This is a genomic window from Pseudomonas edaphica (assembly GCF_965277385.1).
Taxonomy (GTDB): domain Bacteria; phylum Pseudomonadota; class Gammaproteobacteria; order Pseudomonadales; family Pseudomonadaceae; genus Aquipseudomonas; species Aquipseudomonas edaphica.
Genome location: NZ_OZ255725.1, coordinates 5461224 through 5481312 on the forward strand (window position 1 = coordinate 5461224; position 20089 = coordinate 5481312).

Here is a 20089-nt window from a genome sequence, read left to right on the forward strand (position 1 = left end):
AACCCCCTGTGGGAGCTGGTTTGTGTGGGAGCTGGCTTGCCTGCGATGGCGTCAACCGGGTCTCAACTGTAGACCGAGGTGCCTGTATCACAGGCAAGCCAGCTCCCACACAACAAAAGCGCCCCGCATCCCTCCAGCGCCTTTATAATGCGCGCCTTCGCGCAACTCATCGGGCTCTCAGTTCTTGGCAAATATAGATAACGCGGCTGCCGAAATGGCGGCCGCAGGCTTTAACCGCATCGCCTTGGGCGTGGAATACAAAGGTTCGCGCTATCGCGGCTGGCAGCGCCAGGCTTCAGGTGTGCTGACTGTGCAGGAAACCCTCGAAAACGCGTTGTCGAAGGTGGCGGATTCGCCGGTCTCGCTGATGTGTGCCGGGCGTACCGATGCCGGTGTGCATGCCTGTGGCCAGGTGGTGCACTTTGACACCCAGGCCGAGCGCACGCTGAAAGCCTGGGTGATGGGCGCTAATATCAATTTGCCCCATGACGTCAGCGTGACTTGGGCCAAGGTCATGCCTGCGCATTTTCATGCGCGCTTCAAGGCCATTGCCCGGCGCTACCGCTATGTGATCTACAACGATCAGATCCGCCCGGCGCACCTGAATCAGGAAATCACCTGGAACCACCGCCCGCTGGATGCCGAACGTATGGCCGAGGCCGCCCAGCATCTGGTCGGCGTGCATGATTTCAGCGCCTTCCGTGCGGGGCAATGCCAAGCCAAGTCGCCCATCAAGGAAGTCCATCACCTGCGCGTGACCCGTCACGGCAAGATGATCGTGCTGGATATCCGCGCCGGTGCTTTCCTGCACCACATGGTGCGCAATATTGCCGGTGTGCTGATGACCATCGGTACTGGCGAGCGCCCGGTGGAGTGGGCGCGGGAAGTGCTGGAGAGCCGCGTCCGCCGCACCGGCGGTGTCACGGCGCACCCGTTCGGCTTGTACCTGGTGGATGTGGAGTACCGCGACGAGTTTGAATTGCCGCAGCGCTTTATCGGTCCACATTTCCTCACAGGTTTCAGCGAACTTGACGGCTGACGCCTGCAAGCGCTTTTGTTACCATCCGGGACTTTCTCGGCCCAACCCCTGAGGTTTCCACGACATGCCAGCCGTTCGCAGCAAGATTTGCGGGATTACCCGCATAGAAGACGCGCTGGCGGCAGTCGAAGCGGGGGCGGATGCCATCGGTTTCGTGTTTTATGCCAAGAGCCCGCGCGCGGTGAATGTGTTGCAGGCGCGGGCGATTATCGCTGCGCTGCCGCCATTCGTGACCACCGTGGGGCTGTTCGTCAACGCCAGCCGTTGCGAACTCAACGAAACCCTGGATGCCGTGCCGTTGGATATGCTGCAATTTCACGGTGACGAAAGCCCCGATGAATGCGAAAGCTACCAGCGCCCGTACATCAAGGCGCTACGCGTCAAGGCCGGGGATGACATTGCTGCTGCGTGCGCCGCCTATACTGGCGCTCGCGGCATTTTGCTGGATACCTATGTCGAAGGCGTGCCCGGCGGCACGGGTGAGGCGTTCGACTGGACGCTGATTCCCGAAGGCTTGAGCAAGCCGATCATCCTCGCTGGAGGGCTCAATCCCGCGAATGTCGCGGCGGCCATCGAGCAGGTCCGGCCTTATGCGGTGGACGTCAGCGGCGGAGTGGAGCAGGGCAAGGGCATCAAGGATCACCACAAGATTCGCGCATTCATGCAGGCCGTGCGCAACAGCAGTGGCGCGATGTGACGGCTGGCAGTCTGCCGCCGTCCATAACTACCACTGTGTAGAACAGCACCGGCGCCGCCTGCGGGAGGCCCGGAAATGAAGTGGCAACCCTGCGTTGGCAGGTTGTCTGGAAGGCTGAGGATACAGGCGGGAAATGGCCGGTCGAACGTCTGACCCCGTCCAGCCTGTGTCATCGCCACATATGAATTTAGCTCAAGGGCATACGCGGGGCTGTGTTCAAGCCACCGGTACTGGAGAAAGAAAGCATGAGCAACTGGTTAGTAGACAAACTGATCCCTTCGATCATGCGGTCCGAGGTGAAGAAAAGCTCGGTTCCTGAAGGTCTGTGGCACAAGTGCCCATCCTGCGACGCGGTGCTGTACCGCCCGGAGCTGGAAAAGACCCTGGACGTTTGCCCCAAGTGCAACCACCATATGCGTATCGGCGCCCGTGCGCGCATCGACATCTTCCTTGATGCCGACGGCCGTAACGAGCTGGGCGCAGACCTGGAGCCGGTTGACCGTCTCAAGTTCCGCGACGGCAAGAAGTACAAGGACCGCTTGACCGCAGCGCAGAAGCAGACCGGCGAAAAAGACGCGCTGATTTCGGTCAGCGGCAAGCTGCTGGGTATGCCGGTGGTAGTGTCCGCGTTCGAATTTTCCTTCATGGGCGGTTCCATGGGTGCCATCGTCGGCGAGCGTTTTGTACGTGCCGCCAACTACGCGCTGGAAAATCGTTGCCCGATGATCTGCTTCGCTGCCTCTGGTGGTGCGCGCATGCAGGAAGCGCTGATCTCCTTGATGCAAATGGCCAAGACCTCTGCGGTACTGGCACGTCTGCGTGAAGAAGGCATCCCGTTCATCTCGGTACTGACTGACCCGGTTTACGGCGGTGTTTCCGCCAGCCTGGCGATGCTGGGTGACGTGATCGTCGGTGAGCCCAAAGCACTGATCGGCTTTGCCGGCCCGCGCGTGATCGAGCAGACCGTACGTGAAAAGCTGCCGGAAGGCTTCCAGCGCAGCGAGTTCCTGCTGGAGCATGGTGCGATCGACCTGATCATCCCGCGCGGTGAACTGCGCCCACGCCTGGGTAACCTGCTGGCGCAAATGATGGGCTTGCCGACGCCTGTGTACGTCGCACCTAAAATCGAACCTATCGTTGTTCCGCCGGTGCCAGCAAACCTATGACCCAACGTACCTTGGGCGAATGGCTCGCTTACCTTGAGCAGTTGCATCCGTCAGCCATCGACATGGGCCTGGAGCGCTCGCAACAGGTAGCGGCCCGCCTCGGGTTGGGCCGCCCGGCGCCGCGTGTAATCACGGTGACCGGCACCAACGGCAAAGGCTCTACCTGTGCCTTTGTCGCGGCGCTGCTGCAAGCCCAAGGGCTTAAAGTAGGCGTCTACAATTCTCCGCACCTGCTGCGTTATAACGAGCGGGTGCAGCTCAATGGCATCGAAGCCACTGACGCGCAGCTTTGCGAAGCCTTCGCTGCACTGGATGCCGGCCGTGGCGAAATTTCCCTGACCTACTTCGAAATGGGCACCTTGGCGGCTTTCTGGCTGTTCGAGCGTGCGCAGTTGGATGTGGTCGTGCTGGAAGTCGGGCTTGGCGGGCGTCTGGATACCGTTAACGTGGTGGACGCCGATATCGCGCTGGTAACCAGCATTGGTGTCGACCATGCGGACTATCTGGGCAACACTCGCGAGTCGGTGTCTTATGAAAAGGCCGGGATCTTCCGCCAAGGCAAGCCGGCGCTGTGTGGTGACCTGAACCCGCCGCAGCCTTTGCTGGACAAGGTGCGCGAGCTGGATTGCCCATTTTACCTGCGCGGCCGCGAATTCAATCTCGAAGTTGGCGACCAGCATTGGCAGTGGCGCGGGTGTGATGCGCGTGCCCAGGTGGTAGAGCTGCGGGATTTGCCGCTGCTGAACCTGCCGATGGAAAACGCCGCGCTGGCGCTGCAAGCGTACCTGTTGATGGATCTGCCGTGGAGTCCCGAGCAGATTGCTGCCACGTTGCTGGCTACTCGTGTGGTGGGGCGCCTGGATCGCCGCACATTCAAGTGGGAAGGCAAGCGTTTGAACCTGCTGCTGGATGTGGGGCACAACCCGCACGCCGCCGAGTACCTGGCGCAACGTCTGTCACGCACGCCACCTGCCGGTCGTCGCCTGGCGGTGTTCGGGCTGTTGGCTGACAAGGATCTGGACGGTGTGGTTGCGCCGTTACTCGGCAATGTCCAGGCTTGGGCGGTAGCGCCGCTGGACACGCCGCGCAGTCGCCCGGCTGCCGAACTGCAAGTGGCATTGCAGAACCTTGGTGCGTCGGCGGCGTCGTATACAAGCGTCACTGCAGCGCTTGAGGCGCAATGTGCGGTGGCGACGGCCGAGGACGAGATTCTGTTGTTCGGATCATTTTATTGTGTTGCCGAGGCGCTTGAGTGGTTGGCCCGGCGCTCCACGGAGGAAGCTGCACATGGCATTACTGGATAGCGCATACAAGCAGCGAATGGTCGGAGCCCTGGTATTGGTGGCGTTGGCGGTGATTTTCCTGCCGATGCTGTTTTCGCGCCAGGACGAACAGCGCCAGGTCGTGGTCGAGGCACCGGCAGCGCCACAGGCGCCAGCGATGCCGCAAGTTCAGGTGGAGCCTGTGGTGGTGCCTGAGCCGCAGACGCTGCCTGAAGAACCGGTGCCGAGCGATGATGAGGTGGCTGCGCAAACGGCTCCAGCGGCGCCAGCAGTGCCGGTGCAACAGAGTGTGCCGGTGGTCAAGCCGGCGTCGCCTCCAGCGGCCCCGGTGGTGGCCGCCAAACCTGCTGCGCCAGCTCCTGCGCCCAAGCCGGTAGCGCCACAACCTGCCGCGCCGGGCAAGCCGGATGTCGGTCAAAGCCGTATCGACCCGAATGGTCTGCCGATCAGTTGGTCGATCCAGCTCGCCAGCCTGGCCAACCGTGAAAGCGCCGATGCCTTGCAGAAAAAGTTGCGTGCCCAGGGGTATAACGCCTATATCCGCAGTGCCGACGGCAAAAATCGCGTATTTATCGGGCCGCTGATCGAGCGCGCCGAAGCGGACCGCCTGCGTGACCTGCTGGGGCGACAGCAGAACCTGAATGGGTTTGTGGTGCGGTTCCAGCCTGAGCGCGGCTGAGTAAAGGGTTGGAATGCAGGCCAAATGTGGGAGCTGGCTTTTGTGGGAGCCAGCTCCCACATTGTTTTTGGGTGGTCTTGAGATTGCTCAACCCATTGATTTGCAAAGCACCCACAATCACAGCTTACCGATAGCCCAGCGCTCTGCTAAAATGCGCCGCCTTATCCGTACGTAGGCTGCACTGTGCCATTTACCTGGGTTGATTGGGCGATCGTAGCAATCGTCGCCATCTCCGCTTTGATCAGTCTAAGCCGCGGCTTCGTAAAAGAAGCACTGTCGTTGCTGACCTGGATCATCGCAGGGGTTGTAGCCTGGATGTTCGGTGGTTCACTGTCGGTTTACCTGGTCGGGTATATCGAAACACCTTCGGCTCGCGTCATTGCGGGCTGCGCCATCATGTTCATCGCCACGCTGTTGGTGGGGGCAATGGTCAATTATCTTATTGGCGAGTTGATACGTGTCACCGGCCTCTCCGGGACCGATCGATTTCTCGGCATGGCCTTCGGCGCCGCACGTGGCGGCTTGCTGGTGGTTGTGGCGGTCGGGCTGTTGAGCCTGGGGCCGGTACAGCAGGATTCGTGGTGGCAGGAGTCGGTACTCGTGCCAAAATTTCTATTGGTTGCAGATTGGTCCAAGAACCTCATATTGGGGTGGAGCAGTCAGTGGCTGGCCAGCGGAATCAGCGTACCCGCTGATCTTCCGTTCAAGGAACACCTCTTGCCGGCCAAAACGCCTCAGTAAGTAGTGTTCAGTCAAGATTCATTAAGTAGGGGTTGCGTCGCATGTGTGGCATCGTCGGTATCGTCGGTAAGTCGAACGTCAATCAGGCGCTGTATGACGCGCTAACCGTCCTCCAGCACCGCGGCCAGGACGCTGCCGGTATTGTGACCAGCCACGACGGCCGGTTATTCCTGCGCAAGGACAATGGCCTGGTGCGTGACGTGTTCCATCAGCGTCACATGCAGCGCCTCGTCGGGCATATGGGCATTGGCCATGTGCGTTACCCGACTGCCGGTAGCTCGACCTCGGCCGAAGCTCAACCGTTTTACGTCAACTCGCCTTACGGCATCACCCTGGCGCACAACGGTAACCTGACCAACGTTGAACAGCTGGCCAAGGAGATTTACGAATCTGACCTGCGCCACGTCAACACCAACTCCGACTCGGAAGTGCTGCTCAACGTGTTCGCACATGAGCTGGCCCAGCGCGGCAAGTTGCAGCCGACCGAAGAAGATGTATTCGCTGCCGTGACCGACGTGCACAACCGTTGTGTCGGTGGTTATGCCGTCGTCGCAATGATCACCGGTTATGGCATCGTCGGTTTCCGTGACCCGCACGGCATTCGCCCGATCGTGTTCGGCCAGCGTCACACCGACGAAGGCGTCGAGTACATGATCGCGTCCGAAAGCGTGTCCCTGGACGTGCTCGGCTTCACCCTGATCCGCGACCTTGCGCCGGGCGAAGCCGTATACATCACCGAAGACGGCAAGCTGCACACCCGTCAGTGCGCGATTGCGCCGAAACTCACTCCGTGCATCTTCGAACACGTCTACCTGGCGCGTCCGGACTCGATCATCGACGGTGTTTCGGTGTACAAGGCGCGCCTGCGCATGGGCGAGAAGCTGGCCGAGAAAATCCTGCGCGAGCGTCCTGAGCACGATATCGACGTGGTGATCCCGATCCCGGACACCAGCCGTACCGCTGCGCTGGAGTTGGCCAACCACTTGGGCGTCAAGTTCCGCGAAGGTTTCGTCAAGAACCGTTATATCGGCCGTACCTTCATCATGCCTGGCCAGGCGGCGCGCAAGAAGTCGGTGCGCCAGAAGCTCAACGCCATTGAGCTGGAATTCCGCGGCAAGAACGTGATGCTGGTCGACGACTCCATCGTGCGCGGCACCACCTGCAAGCAGATCATCCAGATGGCCCGCGAAGCCGGTGCGAAGAACGTGTACTTCTGCTCCGCCGCGCCTGCCGTGCGTTACCCGAACGTGTACGGTATCGACATGCCGAGCGCCCACGAGCTGATCGCCCACAACCGTTCGACCCAGGATGTGGCCGACCTGATCGGTGCCGACTGGTTGATCTATCAGGACCTGCCAGACCTGATCGAGGCGGTCGGTGGTGGCAAGATCAAGATCGCCGAGTTTGACTGCGCCGTGTTCGACGGCAAGTACGTGACCGGTGATGTCGACGAGGCCTACCTGAACAAGATCGAGCAGGCGCGTAACGACTCGTCGAAGATCAAGACCCAGGCGGTCAGTGCGATCATCGATCTGTACAACAACTGAGTAAACACCGGCCCTGAGGGGCCGGTTTTGTATCTTAAATAGAGTATTGAGTAAGGAGTCGCAGCATGAGTCAGGAATGGGATGCCGGTCGGTTGGACAGCGACCTCGATGGCGTAGCTTTCGATACCCTGGCTGTGCGCGCCGGTCAGCACCGCACCCCGGAAGGTGAGCACGGTGACCCGATGTTCTTCACCTCCAGCTATGTATTCCGCACCGCTGCCGACGCGGCTGCGCGCTTTGCCGGTGAAGTGCCGGGCAACGTTTACTCGCGTTACACCAACCCGACCGTGCGTGCGTTCGAAGAGCGTATCGCGGCCCTGGAAGGCGCTGAGCAGGCGGTGGCCACGGCGACCGGTATGGCTGCGATTCTGGCAGTGGTGATGAGCCTGTGCAGTGCTGGCGACCATGTGCTGGTGTCGCGCAGTGTGTTCGGCTCCACCATCAGCCTGTTCGAGAAGTACTTCAAGCGCTTCGGCATCGAAGTGGACTACGTGCCCCTGGCGGATCTGTCCGGCTGGGATGCGGCGATCAAGGCCAACACCAAGCTGCTGTTCGTCGAGTCGCCGTCCAATCCGCTGGCCGAGTTGGTGGATATCGCCGCGTTGTCCGAAGTGGCCCACGCCAAGGGCGCGATGCTGGTGGTCGACAACTGCTTCTGCACGCCGGCGCTGCAACAGCCGTTGAAGCTGGGCGCGGACATTGTTGTGCACTCTGCCACCAAGTTCATCGACGGCCAGGGCCGTTGCATGGGCGGCGTAGTCGCCGGCCGCAGCGAGCAGATGAAGGAAGTGGTGGGTTTCTTGCGCACCGCCGGGCCGACTCTGAGCCCGTTCAATGCGTGGATCTTCCTCAAAGGCCTGGAGACCCTCAGCCTGCGTATGAAGGCCCATTGCGCCAATGCCCAGGCCCTGGCCGAGTGGCTGGAGCAGCAGGACGGGATTGAGAAAGTCCATTACGCCGGTCTCAAGAGCCACCCGCAACACGCGTTGGCCCAGCGTCAGCAGCGTGGTTTCGGCGCGGTGGTGAGCTTTGAAGTAAAAGGCGGCAAAGACGGCGCCTGGCGCTTTATCGACGCAACGCGCCTGATCTCCATCACGGCCAACCTGGGTGACAGCAAGACCACCATCACCCACCCCAGCACGACCTCCCACGGGCGCCTGGCGCCACAGGAGCGTGAAGCGGCCGGCATCCGTGACAGCCTGATCCGCATTGCAGTGGGCCTGGAAGACGTAGCCGACCTGCAAGCTGACCTGGCTCGCGGGCTGGCTGCCTTGTGATCGAGTGGTCCATGGAAACAGCAGCGGCCGGTAACGGCCGTGTTGCGCTGGTGACGGGCGCCGCCCGAGGCATTGGCCTCGGCATCGCGGCATGGCTGATCAGCGAAGGCTGGCAGGTGGTGTTGACCGACCTGGACCGCGAGCGCGGCTCCAAGGTGTCCAAGGTGCTGGGTGACAACGCCTGGTTTATCAGCATGGACGTGGCCGACGAGAAGCAGGTCGCCCAGGGCGTTGCCGAAGTGCTCGGTCAGTTCGGTCGCCTGGACGCGTTGGTGTGCAACGCCGCCGTGGCCGACCCGCGCAATATCACCCTCGAAAGCCTCGACCTGGCGTACTGGAACCGCGTGCTGGCGGTGAACCTCAGCGGGCCGATGCTGCTGGCCAAGCACTGTGCACCGTACCTGCGTGCCCATGGCGGCGCGATCGTCAACCTGGCCTCGACCCGCGCGCGTCAATCGGAGCCCGACACCGAGGCCTACGCGGCGAGCAAGGGCGGGCTGCTGGCCCTGACTCACGCGCTGGCCATAAGTCTTGGGCCGGAGGTGCGGGTCAATGCCGTCAGCCCTGGCTGGATCGATGCGCGTGATCCAGCGGCGCGGCGTGCCGAGCCTTTGACCGATGCCGATCATGCCCAGCATCCGGCGGGCAGGGTGGGCACGGTTGAGGACGTGGCGGCGATGGTGGCGTGGCTGCTGTCGCGTCAGGCAGGGTTTGTCACTGGCCAAGAGTTTGTGGTCGACGGCGGCATGAGCAAGAAGATGATTTACAGCGAGTAGGGCGGGTAGCCGCCTTGAAGCAATTTTGTCTTTTTCAGAAAAACTTCAAGCAGGCTATTGACTTAGGTCTGCTACCTGCGTAAATTTCGCGGCCTCAACGAAGCAAAGGGTGATTAGCTCAGCTGGGAGAGCATCTGCCTTACAAGCAGAGGGTCGGCGGTTCGATCCCGTCATCACCCACCACTTCTTGAGAGTTTTGCCTTCGGGCAAGACGCAACGTTAAAGGTTGCACCGACGCGCAGCGGTAGTTCAGTCGGTTAGAATACCGGCCTGTCACGCCGGGGGTCGCGGGTTCGAGTCCCGTCCGCTGCGCCATATTTTCCAGGTCCGATTTGTCGGGTTTGAGATTGAAAGGCTTAGGCTGATCAGTCAGACGTTTAAAGACAGTTGAGGGTTTAGGCTCAACTGGTCAAGCGATACGCAGCGGTAGTTCAGTCGGTTAGAATACCGGCCTGTCACGCCGGGGGTCGCGGGTTCGAGTCCCGTCCGCTGCGCCATATCTGCCCCAAGGCCCACTGAACGCCTTGGAGCACAAAGCAAGTGTTAAGCTGCTTTGATCCGATAGCAAAGACCCTGGTCGAAAGACCGGGGTTTTTTGTGTCTGCGATTTGATATTTTGGGTTGAGCTTCTTCTGAAGCTGCCACTGGTCAATGTGGGAGCTGGCTTGCCTGCGATAGCTACACCTCGGTCCAAGGTATGGCCATCGTCGGCAGCCAGCTATCGCAATCAGAACCCCAGCTTATCCCGCAGCCCGTAATACCAGGCGCCCATCGCCGCAAACGGTGTGCGCAACAGTTGCCCGCCCGGGAACGGGTAGTGCGGCAGGTCGGCAAACGCATCAAAACGCTCTGCCTGGCCTCTCAACGCTTCTGCCAGCACCTTGCCCGCCAGGTGCGTGTACGTCACGCCGTGGCCACTGCAGCCCTGGGAGTAATAGATGTTGTCGCCCAGGCGACCCACCTGTGGCAGGCGCGACAGGGTCAGCAGGAAATTGCCGGTCCAGGCGTAATCGATCTTCACATCCTTGAGCTGTGGGAAGGCCTTGAGCATCTTCGGGCGGATGATCGCTTCGATGTTGGCCGGGTCGCGCGCGCCATACACCACGCCACCGCCGAAGATCAGGCGTTTGTCACTGGTGAGGCGGTAGTAGTCCAGCAAGTAGTTGCAGTCCTCGACGCAGTAGTCCTGCGGCAGCAAGGTCTTGGCCAGTTCATCGCCCAGCGGCGCGGTGGTGATGACCTGGGTGCCGCACGGCATCGACTTGGCCGCCAGCTCCGGCACCAGGTTGCCGAGGTAGGCATTGCCCGCGACGATGATGAACTTGGCCCTGACCTTGCCCTCGGCGGTGTGTACCACAGGGTTGGCGCCGCGCTCGATGCGCACCGCCGCAGACTGCTCGTAAATCGTGCCGCCCAGGGACTCTACCGCCGCTGCTTCGCCCAGTGCCAGGTTGAGCTGGTGAATATGGCCGCCGCTCATGTCCAGCAGGCCGCCGACATAGTTGTCACAGGCCACCACTTCGCGGATGCGGCGCTCATCCAGCAACTCAAGCTGCGTATGGCCGTAGCGCTCCCACAGGCGCTGCTGCGACTCCAGGTGGCCCATGTGCTTGCTGTTGAGTGCAGCGAACACACCGCCGTCCTTCAAGTCGCACTGGATCTGGTACTTGGCCACGCGCTCACGAATGATCCTGCCGCCCTCAAACGCCATCTGCCCCAGCAACTGCGCCTGCTTGGGGCCAACGCTGCGTTCAATCACGTCGATGTCGCGGCTATAGCTGTTGACGATCTGCCCACCATTGCGGCCCGAGGCGCCAAAGCCGACCTTGGCGGCTTCCAGCACCGTCACGCGAAAACCGTTCTCCAGCAGAAACAGCGCGCTGGACAGGCCGGTATAACCGGCGCCAATCACGCAGACATCGGTTTCGACTTCACCTTGCAGCACCGGGCGTGGCGGAACCGCATTCGCGGACGCGGCGTAATACGACTGGGGGTAGGGGGTGTTCGCCATCCTGGAACCTCTGTTTTATATTTTTTACGAGTGCGCCGATCCTACCTGAGTTGAAAATTGCCTGCCAGCCACCCGAAAACCCCGGGCATGCCTTTCACAAATAAAAAATTCGCATATTCATAGGGTTAGCTGCAAAAAAGATGTTGACACCCCTTCGGAATTCCGTAGAATGCCGCCTCACAGCAGGCACGTAGCTCAGTTGGTTAGAGCACCACCTTGACATGGTGGGGGTCGTTGGTTCGAGTCCAATCGCGCCTACCAAACAAAATCCGCTCTGCTGGGCGGTCTGGAAGGGCTCACCGAAAGGTGGGCCCTTTTTTGTTGTCTGGGATTTGTAAAACTTCCTTATCAACACTCCCGCCGCCATCGTTATGCTTTTACCCGTCGTGCTGCTGCTCTTCGGCAAGCTTATCGAATGCCGCCTGGGCGTTCATCACAGCTTCAGAATGTTGGAGCGTCCACCTGTATAACGCACGAAATGGCTCTTCCAGCGTATGCCCCAGGTCCGTAACGCTGTACTCGACGGCGACTTGAGAAGAGGGAATGACGCGGCGCGACAAAATGCCATTGCGCTCCAGGCGACGCAGGCTTTGCGTGAGCGCTTTTTGCGTAATGCCGTCGAGTCGACGTTTGATTTCATTGAAGCGCAGCGGGCTTTTACAGAGCGTTGCCAGTATCAATACGGACCATTTGTCCGCGATCTGATCGAGCAGTATCCGGCTGGTGCAATCAGCGGCGTAGACGACTGGAGGGTTCTCGTTTTGCCCCAACGCCTGAATAGCTTTTTCCTGCATGTAGTTTCCTCGGGTATATCTGAGCACTTTTAAGTGCCTTATTGATATTAGGTATACACCTTATACCATGGAGTTTCCTTTTGCTCGGAGCATCTCTCAATGAGTTCTACGAATCTCGACTCTCTATTTCAGACGTTCACGATCAAGTCTTTGACCCTGAAGAATCGAATTGTAATGGCGCCTATGACGCGCGCTTTCGCCAAGGGCGGTGTGCCTGACGAACAAATCGCCGCTTATTACCGTAAGCGTGCGGAAAACCAGGTCGGGTTGATTCTGTCTGAGGGGACTGTGGTGGATCGTCCGGGCGCTCGTAATATGTCGCGGATTCCGTTTTTCCATGGCGATGAATCACTCGCAGGCTGGAAAGCAGTAATCGATGGTGTTCATCGCGCCGGTGGCAAAATGGGGCCGCAGATCTGGCACGTCGGGGCCGCGCCCAGTTTCCAGGAAGACTGGGCGCCCGCCGGTGGGTTTGAGAGCCCGTCGGGGCTTGCCGGTCCTCAAAAACCACTGGGGCAGGCCATGAATGATGAGGCGATTGCCGACACCATTGCGGCGTTCGCCAAGGCCGCTGCTGACGCCAAGCGGCTGGGGTTTGATACCGTCGAAATACACGGTGCCCACGGATACCTGCTGGACCAGTTTTTCTGGACAGGTACGAATGAACGCTCCGACCACTTCAACGGCGCAACGATCAAGGAGCGCTCACTGTTCGCGGCGGAAGTGGTCAAGGCCATACGCGCAGCCGTAGGGCCGGATTTCCCGGTCATTCTGCGTCTGAGTCAGTGGAAGCAGCAGGATTACAGCGCCCGATTGGCTACGACGCCTGAAAGCATGTCCGATTGGCTGGTGCCGCTGGTGGAGGCCGGTGTGGACGTTTTGCATTGCTCTCAACGGCGCTTCTGGGAAGCCGAGTTCCCGGAACTGGACGGCGAGCAGGGTCTGAACTTTGCCGGCTGGGCCAAAAAACTGACGGGCGCTGCGACTATCAGTGTCGGCTCTGTGGGGTTGTCCGGCGACTTCCTCGGCGCCTTCAGCGGCGAAAGCTCCCAACCGGCAGCGATCGACAATTTGGTGCAGCGATTGGAGAAAGAGGAGTTCGACTTGATCGCTGTTGGGCGAGCACTGCTGAGTGACGCGCAGTGGGTGAGGAAAATTCGATCGGGCGATTCGGCCGACTTGAAGCCTTTTGACGTAAAAGATTTGGCCGAGTTGGCCTGAGTCTCACACTTCTGACACGTGCAAAACCTTGAGTGTTGAAGGGCTCACCGAAAGGTGGGCTCTTTTTTTGGCTGGAATTTTGGCAATACCTGCCCATACCGCTTTGCGGGTTACTGCGCTGAGAACTGCTAGCAGAACAGCGTAGCCACCGATAACAGGCAGATAATCTGTGCAAACATCTGGCACCGTATCTCACCATTTGTTGTCGCCATACTCGTTTGTCCGGCGTACATAGCGGCTGCCTCCATCGGCAATACTGCGCTGAGCGCTGCGCAGGACCGCGCAACACTGTATTGAGTATAGGTCTGGAACGAGATCCATGCTGTCGAGACGACTTAAGGTGATTGAGCGCCGCTGGGTTAATGAAACTGGCGCAGATCCACTCAGGTTTGGTGCGCCCAAGGCATACTGAGGAACGATTGAATTCAACCCATGGAGTCCGTAATGGAATTGGCAATGGAAGTATCGTTCGACGTGACGGCGCAGGAGCGCGAGGCCATTCTCAAGCCGCTGCGGGCTTTCAACCGCAGCCACACCGGCCAGATGCCGTCCGAAACGGTCGGTATTTTGCTGCGTGATCCCGCTTCTCAAGAAGTAGTGGGCGGTCTTTACGGGGAGATTTCCTTCGGGTGGTTGTTCATTGAACTGTTGAGCATTCCCGACCAGATGCGCACCCAAGGCACGGGCACGCGATTGATGCGTGCGGCTGAAGACCTGGCCCGTGAACGCGGTTGCGAGGGCATCTGGCTGGACACTTTCAGCTTCCAGGCGCCCGGGTTTTATCGCAAACAGGGCTTCACTGAATTTGGCCACATTGCTGATTTCCCGCCGGGCCATAAACGCCATTTTTTCCACAAGCGCTTGAGCTGAACTCCCTCAAAGCGCCGGGCCACCCGGCGCCCATCACCGACAAAATTTATTGGTTTGCAGCAACAATTTTTCTTGTTGGACACCTCCCGCCCCCAAGCAGCACAGTTGCCGCCACTGACGCTCGACCTCCCAGGTCAACAATAAAAAACCACGTCGGGCTGCACGCCACTTTCATGCTGTGAACCCTTTGTTCACATCCTGCCGTCATGGCGCCGCAGCGCGCATTCTAGGACTTAATCGTCATGCAAACTGTTGTGAACCTATGGCCGTTGATCGGCGTACTTGTCATCGTGGTTGGCTTTGTCCTGCGCTTCAATCCGTTGCTGGTGGTGACCGCCGCAGCCATCGCCACGGGGCTTGCCGCCCACTTCCCGCTGGAAAAAATCCTCGCCAGCATGGGTGAAGGCTTCCTTCAGACCCGCGCCCTGCAATTGATCCTGTTGCTGCCCCTGGCCGTCATTGGCCTGCTGGAGCGCCATGGCCTGCGCCTGCATGCGCAGAACTGGATCGCCCGCTTCGAGCGCGCCACGGTGGGGCGCTTGTTGATCATGTATCTATTTGTGCGCGAGTCCACGGCCGCCATGGGCCTCACCAGCCTGGGCGGGCATCCGCAGATGGTGCGCCCGCTGTTGGCACCGATGGCCGAAGGCGCAGCGGAAAAACGCTACGGCAAGCTGCCGGACAAGGTGCGCCACAAGGTGTTGGCGATGTGTGCGGCGACCGACAACGTCGGCCTGTTTTTCGGCGAAGACATTTTTGTCGCCTTTGGTGCGATTGCGCTGATGCACACCTTCCTGCTCGGTTCGGGAATTGATGTAGAGCCTTTACACATTGCGGTGTGGGGCATTCCGACGGCGATTTGTGCGTTTATCATCCACGCGATTCGCCTGCACCGGTTCGACCGAAGACTTACTCGCGAGATGACGCCCGTCGCGACGCCGGTGGAGTCTGCGCAATGATTATCTCGATTGAGTACCTGTACTGGCTTGCCGGCATTCTGCTGTTGATTACCGCAGGCATGATCCTGCTGGATCGTACCCATCCCAAGCGCTGGTCCAGCGCGGCATTCTGGTTGCTGTTTGCCATTCCGTTCCTGGTCGGGGAGCGTTTGCCGCCGGTGGTTATCGGCGTTGGCGTAGTGGTGATGGCGCTGATCGCAGGTTTGGGTGGCGTGGGGCGCGGTGTGCATGCCCAGTTGCATGACAAGTCTGCCCGCGCCAGTGCCGGTCGGCTTGGCCACAAGCTGTTTATCCCGGCATTGGCCATTCCGCTGACCACCGTGATTGGCTCGGTATTGCTCAAGCACACCGAAATCGGTGGCGTGCCATTGCTGGACCCGAAAAACACCACTTTTGTCTCCTTGGGCATCGGTTGCCTGATCGCCCTCGGCCTGGCCTGTTGGTTGACCCGCGACACACCGGTGCAAGCCCTGCGTGAATCCCGGCGCCTGACCGAAGCCTTGGGCTGGGCCATGGTGCTGCCGCAAATGCTCGCCATGCTCGGCTTGCTGTTCAATGAAGCCGGGGTCGGCACCGCGGTTGCCCATGTCACCACCACCTATATCAACCTGGATTTCAAGCTGGTGGCGGTGATGGTGTATGTATTGGGCATGGCGCTGTTTACCGTGATCATGGGCAATGGTTTTGCGGCGTTCCCGGTGATGACCGGCGGTGTCGGCGTGCCGGTGCTGGTGGGCATCTACGGCGGCAACCCGGCGGTAATGGCGGCGATTGGCATGTTCTCCGGCTATTGCGGCACGTTGATGACGCCGATGGCGGCCAACTTCAATATAGTTCCGGCAGCCTTGCTGGAGTTGCCCGACAAGAACGCGGTCATCAAGGCGCAATTGCCCACGGCATTGATGATGCTGGTGGTCAATATTGTGCTGCTTTACCTGTTGATGTGAGGCCAGGATGCAAACGTTACTGTTGATGGGCTTCGAGCCCTTTGATCAAGACCCGGTCAACCCGTCCTGGGAAGCCGTGCGCCAGTTGGATGGGATGCTTTTGGGTGAGGGTGTGCAGATTGTTGCGCGCCGACTGCCCTGTGCATTTGCCTTGGTGGGGGAGTGCCTGGCTGAGTGGCTCACGCAATTGCGCCCGGCGATGGTGATCGCTACGGGCCTCGGGCCTGGACGCAGCAGCATTTCCATGGAGCGGGTGGCGATCAACGTTAACGATGCGCGCATCCCGGACAACCTGGGTGAGCAACCTGTCGATACGCCCGTGGTGATCGACGGGCCGGTGGCGTACTTCAGCACATTGCCGATCAAGGCCATGGTCAAGGCGTTGCGCGAGGCCGGGGTGCCTGCGGCGGTTTCGCAGACGGCGGGTACGTTTGTGTGTAATCAGGTGTTTTATCTGTTGCAGCACGCGCTGGCCGGCACGGACGTTCGCAGTGGGTTCATCCATGTGCCGAACTTGCCGGAGCAGGTGGTGGGGACTGGGCTGGCATCGATGCCATTGGTGACAACCTTAGAAGGCTTGCGCCTGGCGGTGCAGGTGGCATGGGACACACCGGTTGATGTGGTGCAGGCCGGTGGCCAGGTCAGTTGACCCGGCTCGCGGTGTTCAGGCTTCGCGTCTGGGGAAAAACAACTCAAAACAGGTCACTCCGGCCTCACTTGTGACCCGGTAGTGGCCGTTATGCAGCTGCATGATGGTCGCCACAATCGACAGCCCCAGCCCATTGGACTGGGCCGAGCGTTCCCGTGACTCATCCACCCGGTAAAAACGCTCGAACAGGCGCGGCAAATGCTCGGCGGGAATGGTCTGCCCCTGGTTGCTGACGCGCAAGTTGATGCCCTCGGCGTCTGGAATGGCCTGAATCAGCAACTGCGAACGGGGTGCGCCGTACTTGATGGCGTTTGCACACAAATTTGCCAAGGCGCGGCGCAACAGCATCGGCTCGGCCCAGATCAGGCCTTCGCCCTCGGCCTGAATGTGAATATCCACATCGCTCGCCAACCCTTCGAAGTAGTCGGCTATACGCTCCACTTCATCCGCCGCACTCAGTTCCTGGCGTTGGCGCAGTGCGCTGGCCGGGTCGGTACGGGCGAGGAACAGCATGTTGTCGAGCATTCGTGCCAAGCGTTCGAGTTCTTCGACATTGGACGCCAGCAGTTGCTGGTAGCTCTCCACATTACGGCTCTGTTGCAGGGCGACCTGGGTTTCCCCCAGCAAGTTGTTGATCGGCGTGCGCAGCTCGTGGGCCATGTCGGTGGATACCTGGCTCAGTTGTACAAAGCCCTTGGCCAACCGTTCAAGCATGGTATTGAAGGCGTCGATCATTGGCAGCAGCTCTTTGGGCGCGCCGTGGCTGTCGAGGCGTTCGGCCAGGTTGCCCACGCCGATACCTTGGGTGTGCACGGCCAGGCGCCGCAGTGGCACCAGCCCGCGGTGCACCAGCAGGTAGCTGACGATGGCGAGAATGACCGCGGCGATGCTGGCGAGGATAAACACGCTCAAGCGATAGCTGGCGAGCATCGCCGTGCGTTCGGTCATCAGGCGCCCGGTGGTGACTTGCAGGCTGCCCAGGTCGCCCGAGTCGATGGACGCGGCCACGGTGGCGAAAGGCACGCCATTGATACCGGGTAAATGGTGGACGTCGGCAAAGCCCAGTTCACGGTTGGTGGGCACGGGCGGCACATCTGGCATTGCAATGTTGCCCGGGTTTACCAGCAGCAACGGCTTTTGACCCGGCGCCGCGATGCTCAGCACCGACTCGCTGTTGCCCAGCATGTTCTGGAACAGCTCCGGCTTGGTCTTGATCAGGTCCAGGGTATTGCTGTCCTTGAGCAGGTTGCGCAACTGGTCGGCGCGATAAATCAGTGCGGCGTCGTCACGCTTGATCAGTTCACGCTCAAGCTCGCGATACAACGCAACGCCCAAGGTGGCGAGCAGCGCGAAGGCGAGCAGGGCGAAGATCAGCGCCAGGCGCAGGGTCAGCGAATAATGGCGGCGAGGGTTCATGGCTGGGTGTCGAAGCGGTAGCCGATGCCCCGCACGCTGTGGATCAATTTGAGCTGGAATGGGTCGTCGATTTTCAGGCGCAGGCGCCGCACGGCGACGTCGACCACATTGGTGTCGCTGTCAAAGTTCATGTCCCAGACCCGCGAAGCAATCATCGAGCGTGATAACACCTGGTCCTGGTGCGTGGCGAACAGGTGCAGCAGGGCGAACTCCTTGTTGGTCAGCGTTATGCGCGTGCCGTTGCGGGTGACGCGGCGCTTGAGCACGTCGATCTGCAGGTCGGCGATGTGCAGTTGCTCTTCTTCGCGACTCGGGCCGCGACGCGTCAGGGTACGCAAGCGCGCGACCAGTTCGGCGAAGGAGAAGGGCTTGATCAGGTAGTCGTCGGCGCCCAGTTCCAGGCCCTTGATGCGGTCGGCGATGTCATCGCGGGCAGTGAGGAACAGCACCGGCGTGTCAGCCTCTTTGCGCAGGCGGCGCAGCACTTCCCAGCCGTCCATTTTCGGCATCATCACATCCAGCACGATGACGTCGAAGGGCGTTTCCAGCGCCTGGTGCAAGCCGTCTACGCCGTCGCGGGCAAGGCTCACCGAGTAACCCAGTTCCTGCAGGCCATTGAGCAGGTAATTGCCGGCCTTGGGTTCGTCTTCGACTACGAGGATGTTCATGGGAAGTGCCCTGGTTCGCTGCGTTGCGCAAGTGTAGCCGGATCAATTGTCACTGGCGCAACCGATGCCTTGCACCTGGTAGTCCAGCACGTGTTCACGGTCTTGGGAGTCGAGGTATTTGAGTTGCGCCGGGACGATCCCGCATTGGCCGTAGGTGTCGGTGCTCGACAGCACTTTGGCCACGTCCAGGTGCACGAAGAAGCCGGTTTTGTCGTGGATCACGTTAGTTTCAGGGGCTGTGTCGGCAGCGAACGCAGAGCCGGTAGCAAGCAAAGCGGCAAAGCCCAGGATAAACAGTTTCATGGCAGTAGCTCTCTTTAAGGGTTGGCTGCCGGGGGTGGCATTGAGTTCACAGTAACCAGGCACCCCAAACAGCCAGCCAACAGGATGATGACAAGTTTGTAATGCGTGGTTTAAGGCTGGCGGCCGGACGCTTCGAGGATCAGGTCGGTGATTGCCTTGGCGTGGGACACCAGCGACAAGTGGCTCGACGGCAGTTCGATGGTGGTCGCGTTCATGCGCTTGGCCAGAAAACGCTCCAGGTCCGGGTTGATGGTCTGGTCATTGCTCGACACTGCGTACCAGGACGGCTTGGTGTGCCAGGCGGCATTCACCGTGCGGCCGTTGAAGAGGGTCTTGGCGATCGGCTGTTGTACGGCGAACAGCTGCAGGGCTTTGGCGCGCGGCACGTCAGCGGCGAAGTACTTGAGGAAGGCGTCCTGGTTCAGCGTCAGGTAACCGTCGTGCTCGACAACTCCAGCGCGCACCGGCGTGCTGGGGTATTTGGCAGACAGGGCGACGAAGTCTTCGTTGGCGTCCGGTGCACGGGCGGCCACATACACCAGTGAGCTGACCTTGGGGTTCGCCCCGGCGTCGCTGACCACGGTGCCGGCGTAGGAGTGACCGACCAGCACGGTAGGGCCGTCCTGTTGGTCCAGCACGCGGTTGGTGGCAGCAACGTCATCGGCCACCGAAGTCAGTGGGTTTTGTACGGCGGTCACATGCAGCCCGGCGGCCTGCAGGCGCGTGATCACCTCGGACCAGCTCGAGCCGTCAGCCCAGGACCCGTGCACCAGCACCACATTGTTGGCCTTGATCGGCGCGACAGTGCCGGCCATGGCGGTGCCGGTACCCAGCATCAACAGGCTGGCGGCGATCAGGCAGAGTTTGCTGGCAGGTTTCATCGTGCGGCCCTTCATCATCAGTGGGAAGTTGTGCCACCCGGTGTGGGTGACTGACGACGCCACTGTATGAAGCGAGGGTGCTGACAAGCCTTACAGGCTCATTACAAACCTGTCATTCAATCGCAGGGGCCGCCAGATACCGCTGGCGTTTACAAGCGAGGAGGT

20 protein-coding genes and 4 tRNA genes are annotated in these 20089 nt (G+C 60.4%); 18 read left to right on the forward strand and 6 right to left on the reverse strand.

Features of this window, described 5'->3' with window-relative positions:
- The first annotated feature begins 214 nt into the window (after positions 1–214).
- The 12 genes from truA to ACQY47_RS24930 all read left to right on the forward strand — a co-directional run bounded on the left by truA (position 215) and on the right by ACQY47_RS24930 (position 9702).
- The gene (gene truA / locus ACQY47_RS24875; RefSeq protein ID WP_026013815.1) at positions 215–1039 is read left to right on the forward strand and encodes a tRNA pseudouridine(38-40) synthase TruA; all 825 of its coding nucleotides are present in this window, start codon (positions 215–217) and stop codon (positions 1037–1039) included.
- A 64-nt stretch (positions 1040–1103) separates the two neighbouring features.
- Positions 1104–1736 (forward strand): phosphoribosylanthranilate isomerase, encoded by a 633-nt coding sequence (locus tag ACQY47_RS24880; RefSeq protein WP_017138743.1) that lies wholly within the window; start codon positions 1104–1106, stop codon positions 1734–1736.
- A 245-nt stretch (positions 1737–1981) separates the two neighbouring features.
- Positions 1982–2902: an acetyl-CoA carboxylase, carboxyltransferase subunit beta gene (gene accD, locus ACQY47_RS24885; RefSeq protein WP_003234319.1), complete on the forward strand. Its 921-nt coding sequence runs from the start codon at positions 1982–1984 to the stop codon at positions 2900–2902.
- Positions 2899–4206: a bifunctional tetrahydrofolate synthase/dihydrofolate synthase gene (folC, locus tag ACQY47_RS24890; protein WP_428552762.1), complete on the forward strand. Its 1308-nt coding sequence runs from the start codon at positions 2899–2901 to the stop codon at positions 4204–4206. The genes accD and folC overlap by 4 nt, the downstream gene beginning before the upstream one ends.
- Positions 4190–4864, forward strand: coding sequence for an SPOR domain-containing protein (locus ACQY47_RS24895; RefSeq protein ID WP_428552765.1), 675 nt, complete (start codon positions 4190–4192; stop codon positions 4862–4864). Before folC ends, ACQY47_RS24895 begins: the two co-directional genes overlap by 17 nt.
- A 183-nt stretch (positions 4865–5047) precedes the next feature.
- Complete coding sequence (locus ACQY47_RS24900) at positions 5048–5605, forward strand: CvpA family protein (protein WP_428552768.1); 558 nt, start codon at positions 5048–5050, stop codon at positions 5603–5605.
- A gap of 41 nt (positions 5606–5646) precedes the next feature.
- Positions 5647–7152, forward strand: coding sequence for an amidophosphoribosyltransferase (gene purF / locus ACQY47_RS24905; protein ID WP_017138746.1), 1506 nt, complete (start codon positions 5647–5649; stop codon positions 7150–7152).
- Between the two features lie 65 nt (positions 7153–7217).
- Positions 7218–8429: an O-succinylhomoserine sulfhydrylase gene (locus tag ACQY47_RS24910; RefSeq protein ID WP_017138747.1), complete on the forward strand. Its 1212-nt coding sequence runs from the start codon at positions 7218–7220 to the stop codon at positions 8427–8429.
- A gap of 11 nt (positions 8430–8440) precedes the next feature.
- On the forward strand, positions 8441–9205 hold the full coding sequence (locus tag ACQY47_RS24915) for an SDR family oxidoreductase (protein ID WP_020372699.1): 765 nt from the start codon (positions 8441–8443) through the stop codon (positions 9203–9205).
- Positions 9206–9312: 107 nt separating this feature from the next.
- Positions 9313–9388 (forward strand) — tRNA-Val (locus tag ACQY47_RS24920).
- 55 nt (positions 9389–9443) lie between these two features.
- Positions 9444–9520 (forward strand) — tRNA-Asp (locus ACQY47_RS24925).
- 105 nt (positions 9521–9625) lie between these two features.
- Positions 9626–9702: transfer RNA gene (locus tag ACQY47_RS24930), tRNA-Asp, on the forward strand.
- 230 nt (positions 9703–9932) lie between these two features.
- Here the strand turns inward: ACQY47_RS24930 and ACQY47_RS24935 are convergent.
- Complete coding sequence (locus tag ACQY47_RS24935; protein WP_428552773.1) at positions 9933–11216, reverse strand: NAD(P)/FAD-dependent oxidoreductase; 1284 nt, start codon at positions 11214–11216, stop codon at positions 9933–9935.
- Between the two features lie 184 nt (positions 11217–11400).
- Between ACQY47_RS24935 and ACQY47_RS24940 the strand changes: the two genes are divergently transcribed.
- A tRNA-Val gene (locus tag ACQY47_RS24940) sits at positions 11401–11477 on the forward strand.
- A gap of 116 nt (positions 11478–11593) precedes the next feature.
- Here ACQY47_RS24940 and ACQY47_RS24945 read toward each other — a convergent pair.
- Entirely contained in the window at positions 11594–12010 is a 417-nt protein-coding gene (locus ACQY47_RS24945) for a winged helix-turn-helix transcriptional regulator (protein ID WP_017138750.1), read from the reverse strand.
- A gap of 99 nt (positions 12011–12109) precedes the next feature.
- Between ACQY47_RS24945 and ACQY47_RS24950 the strand changes: the two genes are divergently transcribed.
- The 5 genes from ACQY47_RS24950 (at position 12110) to pcp (ending at position 16656) form a co-directional block, all read left to right on the forward strand.
- Positions 12110–13231, forward strand: coding sequence for an NADH:flavin oxidoreductase (locus ACQY47_RS24950; protein WP_428552777.1), 1122 nt, complete (start codon positions 12110–12112; stop codon positions 13229–13231).
- A gap of 444 nt (positions 13232–13675) precedes the next feature.
- Complete coding sequence (locus ACQY47_RS24955) at positions 13676–14101, forward strand: GNAT family N-acetyltransferase (protein ID WP_017138753.1); 426 nt, start codon at positions 13676–13678, stop codon at positions 14099–14101.
- 242 nt (positions 14102–14343) lie between these two features.
- Positions 14344–15060, forward strand: coding sequence for a DUF969 domain-containing protein (locus ACQY47_RS24960; protein WP_176991853.1), 717 nt, complete (start codon positions 14344–14346; stop codon positions 15058–15060).
- On the forward strand, positions 15057–16007 hold the full coding sequence (locus ACQY47_RS24965) for a DUF979 domain-containing protein (protein WP_428552781.1): 951 nt from the start codon (positions 15057–15059) through the stop codon (positions 16005–16007). Before ACQY47_RS24960 ends, ACQY47_RS24965 begins: the two co-directional genes overlap by 4 nt.
- Before the next feature lie 7 nt (positions 16008–16014).
- Entirely contained in the window at positions 16015–16656 is a 642-nt protein-coding gene (pcp, locus tag ACQY47_RS24970; protein ID WP_428552784.1) for a pyroglutamyl-peptidase I, read from the forward strand.
- Positions 16657–16671: 15 nt separating this feature from the next.
- On the opposite strand, the gene ACQY47_RS24975 is transcribed toward pcp, so the two are convergent.
- The 4 genes from ACQY47_RS24975 to ACQY47_RS24990 form a co-directional block, all read right to left on the reverse strand.
- Entirely contained in the window at positions 16672–18072 is a 1401-nt protein-coding gene (locus tag ACQY47_RS24975) for a heavy metal sensor histidine kinase (protein WP_428552787.1), read from the reverse strand.
- On the reverse strand, positions 18069–18740 hold the full coding sequence (locus tag ACQY47_RS24980; protein WP_056861264.1) for a heavy metal response regulator transcription factor: 672 nt from the start codon (positions 18738–18740) through the stop codon (positions 18069–18071). The genes ACQY47_RS24975 and ACQY47_RS24980 overlap by 4 nt, the downstream gene beginning before the upstream one ends.
- A 42-nt stretch (positions 18741–18782) precedes the next feature.
- Positions 18783–19043: a DUF2790 domain-containing protein gene (locus ACQY47_RS24985; protein WP_428552791.1), complete on the reverse strand. Its 261-nt coding sequence runs from the start codon at positions 19041–19043 to the stop codon at positions 18783–18785.
- A gap of 110 nt (positions 19044–19153) precedes the next feature.
- The gene (locus ACQY47_RS24990) at positions 19154–19924 is read right to left on the reverse strand and encodes an alpha/beta fold hydrolase (protein ID WP_428552794.1); all 771 of its coding nucleotides are present in this window, start codon (positions 19922–19924) and stop codon (positions 19154–19156) included.
- Positions 19925–20089: the final 165 nt, after the last annotated feature.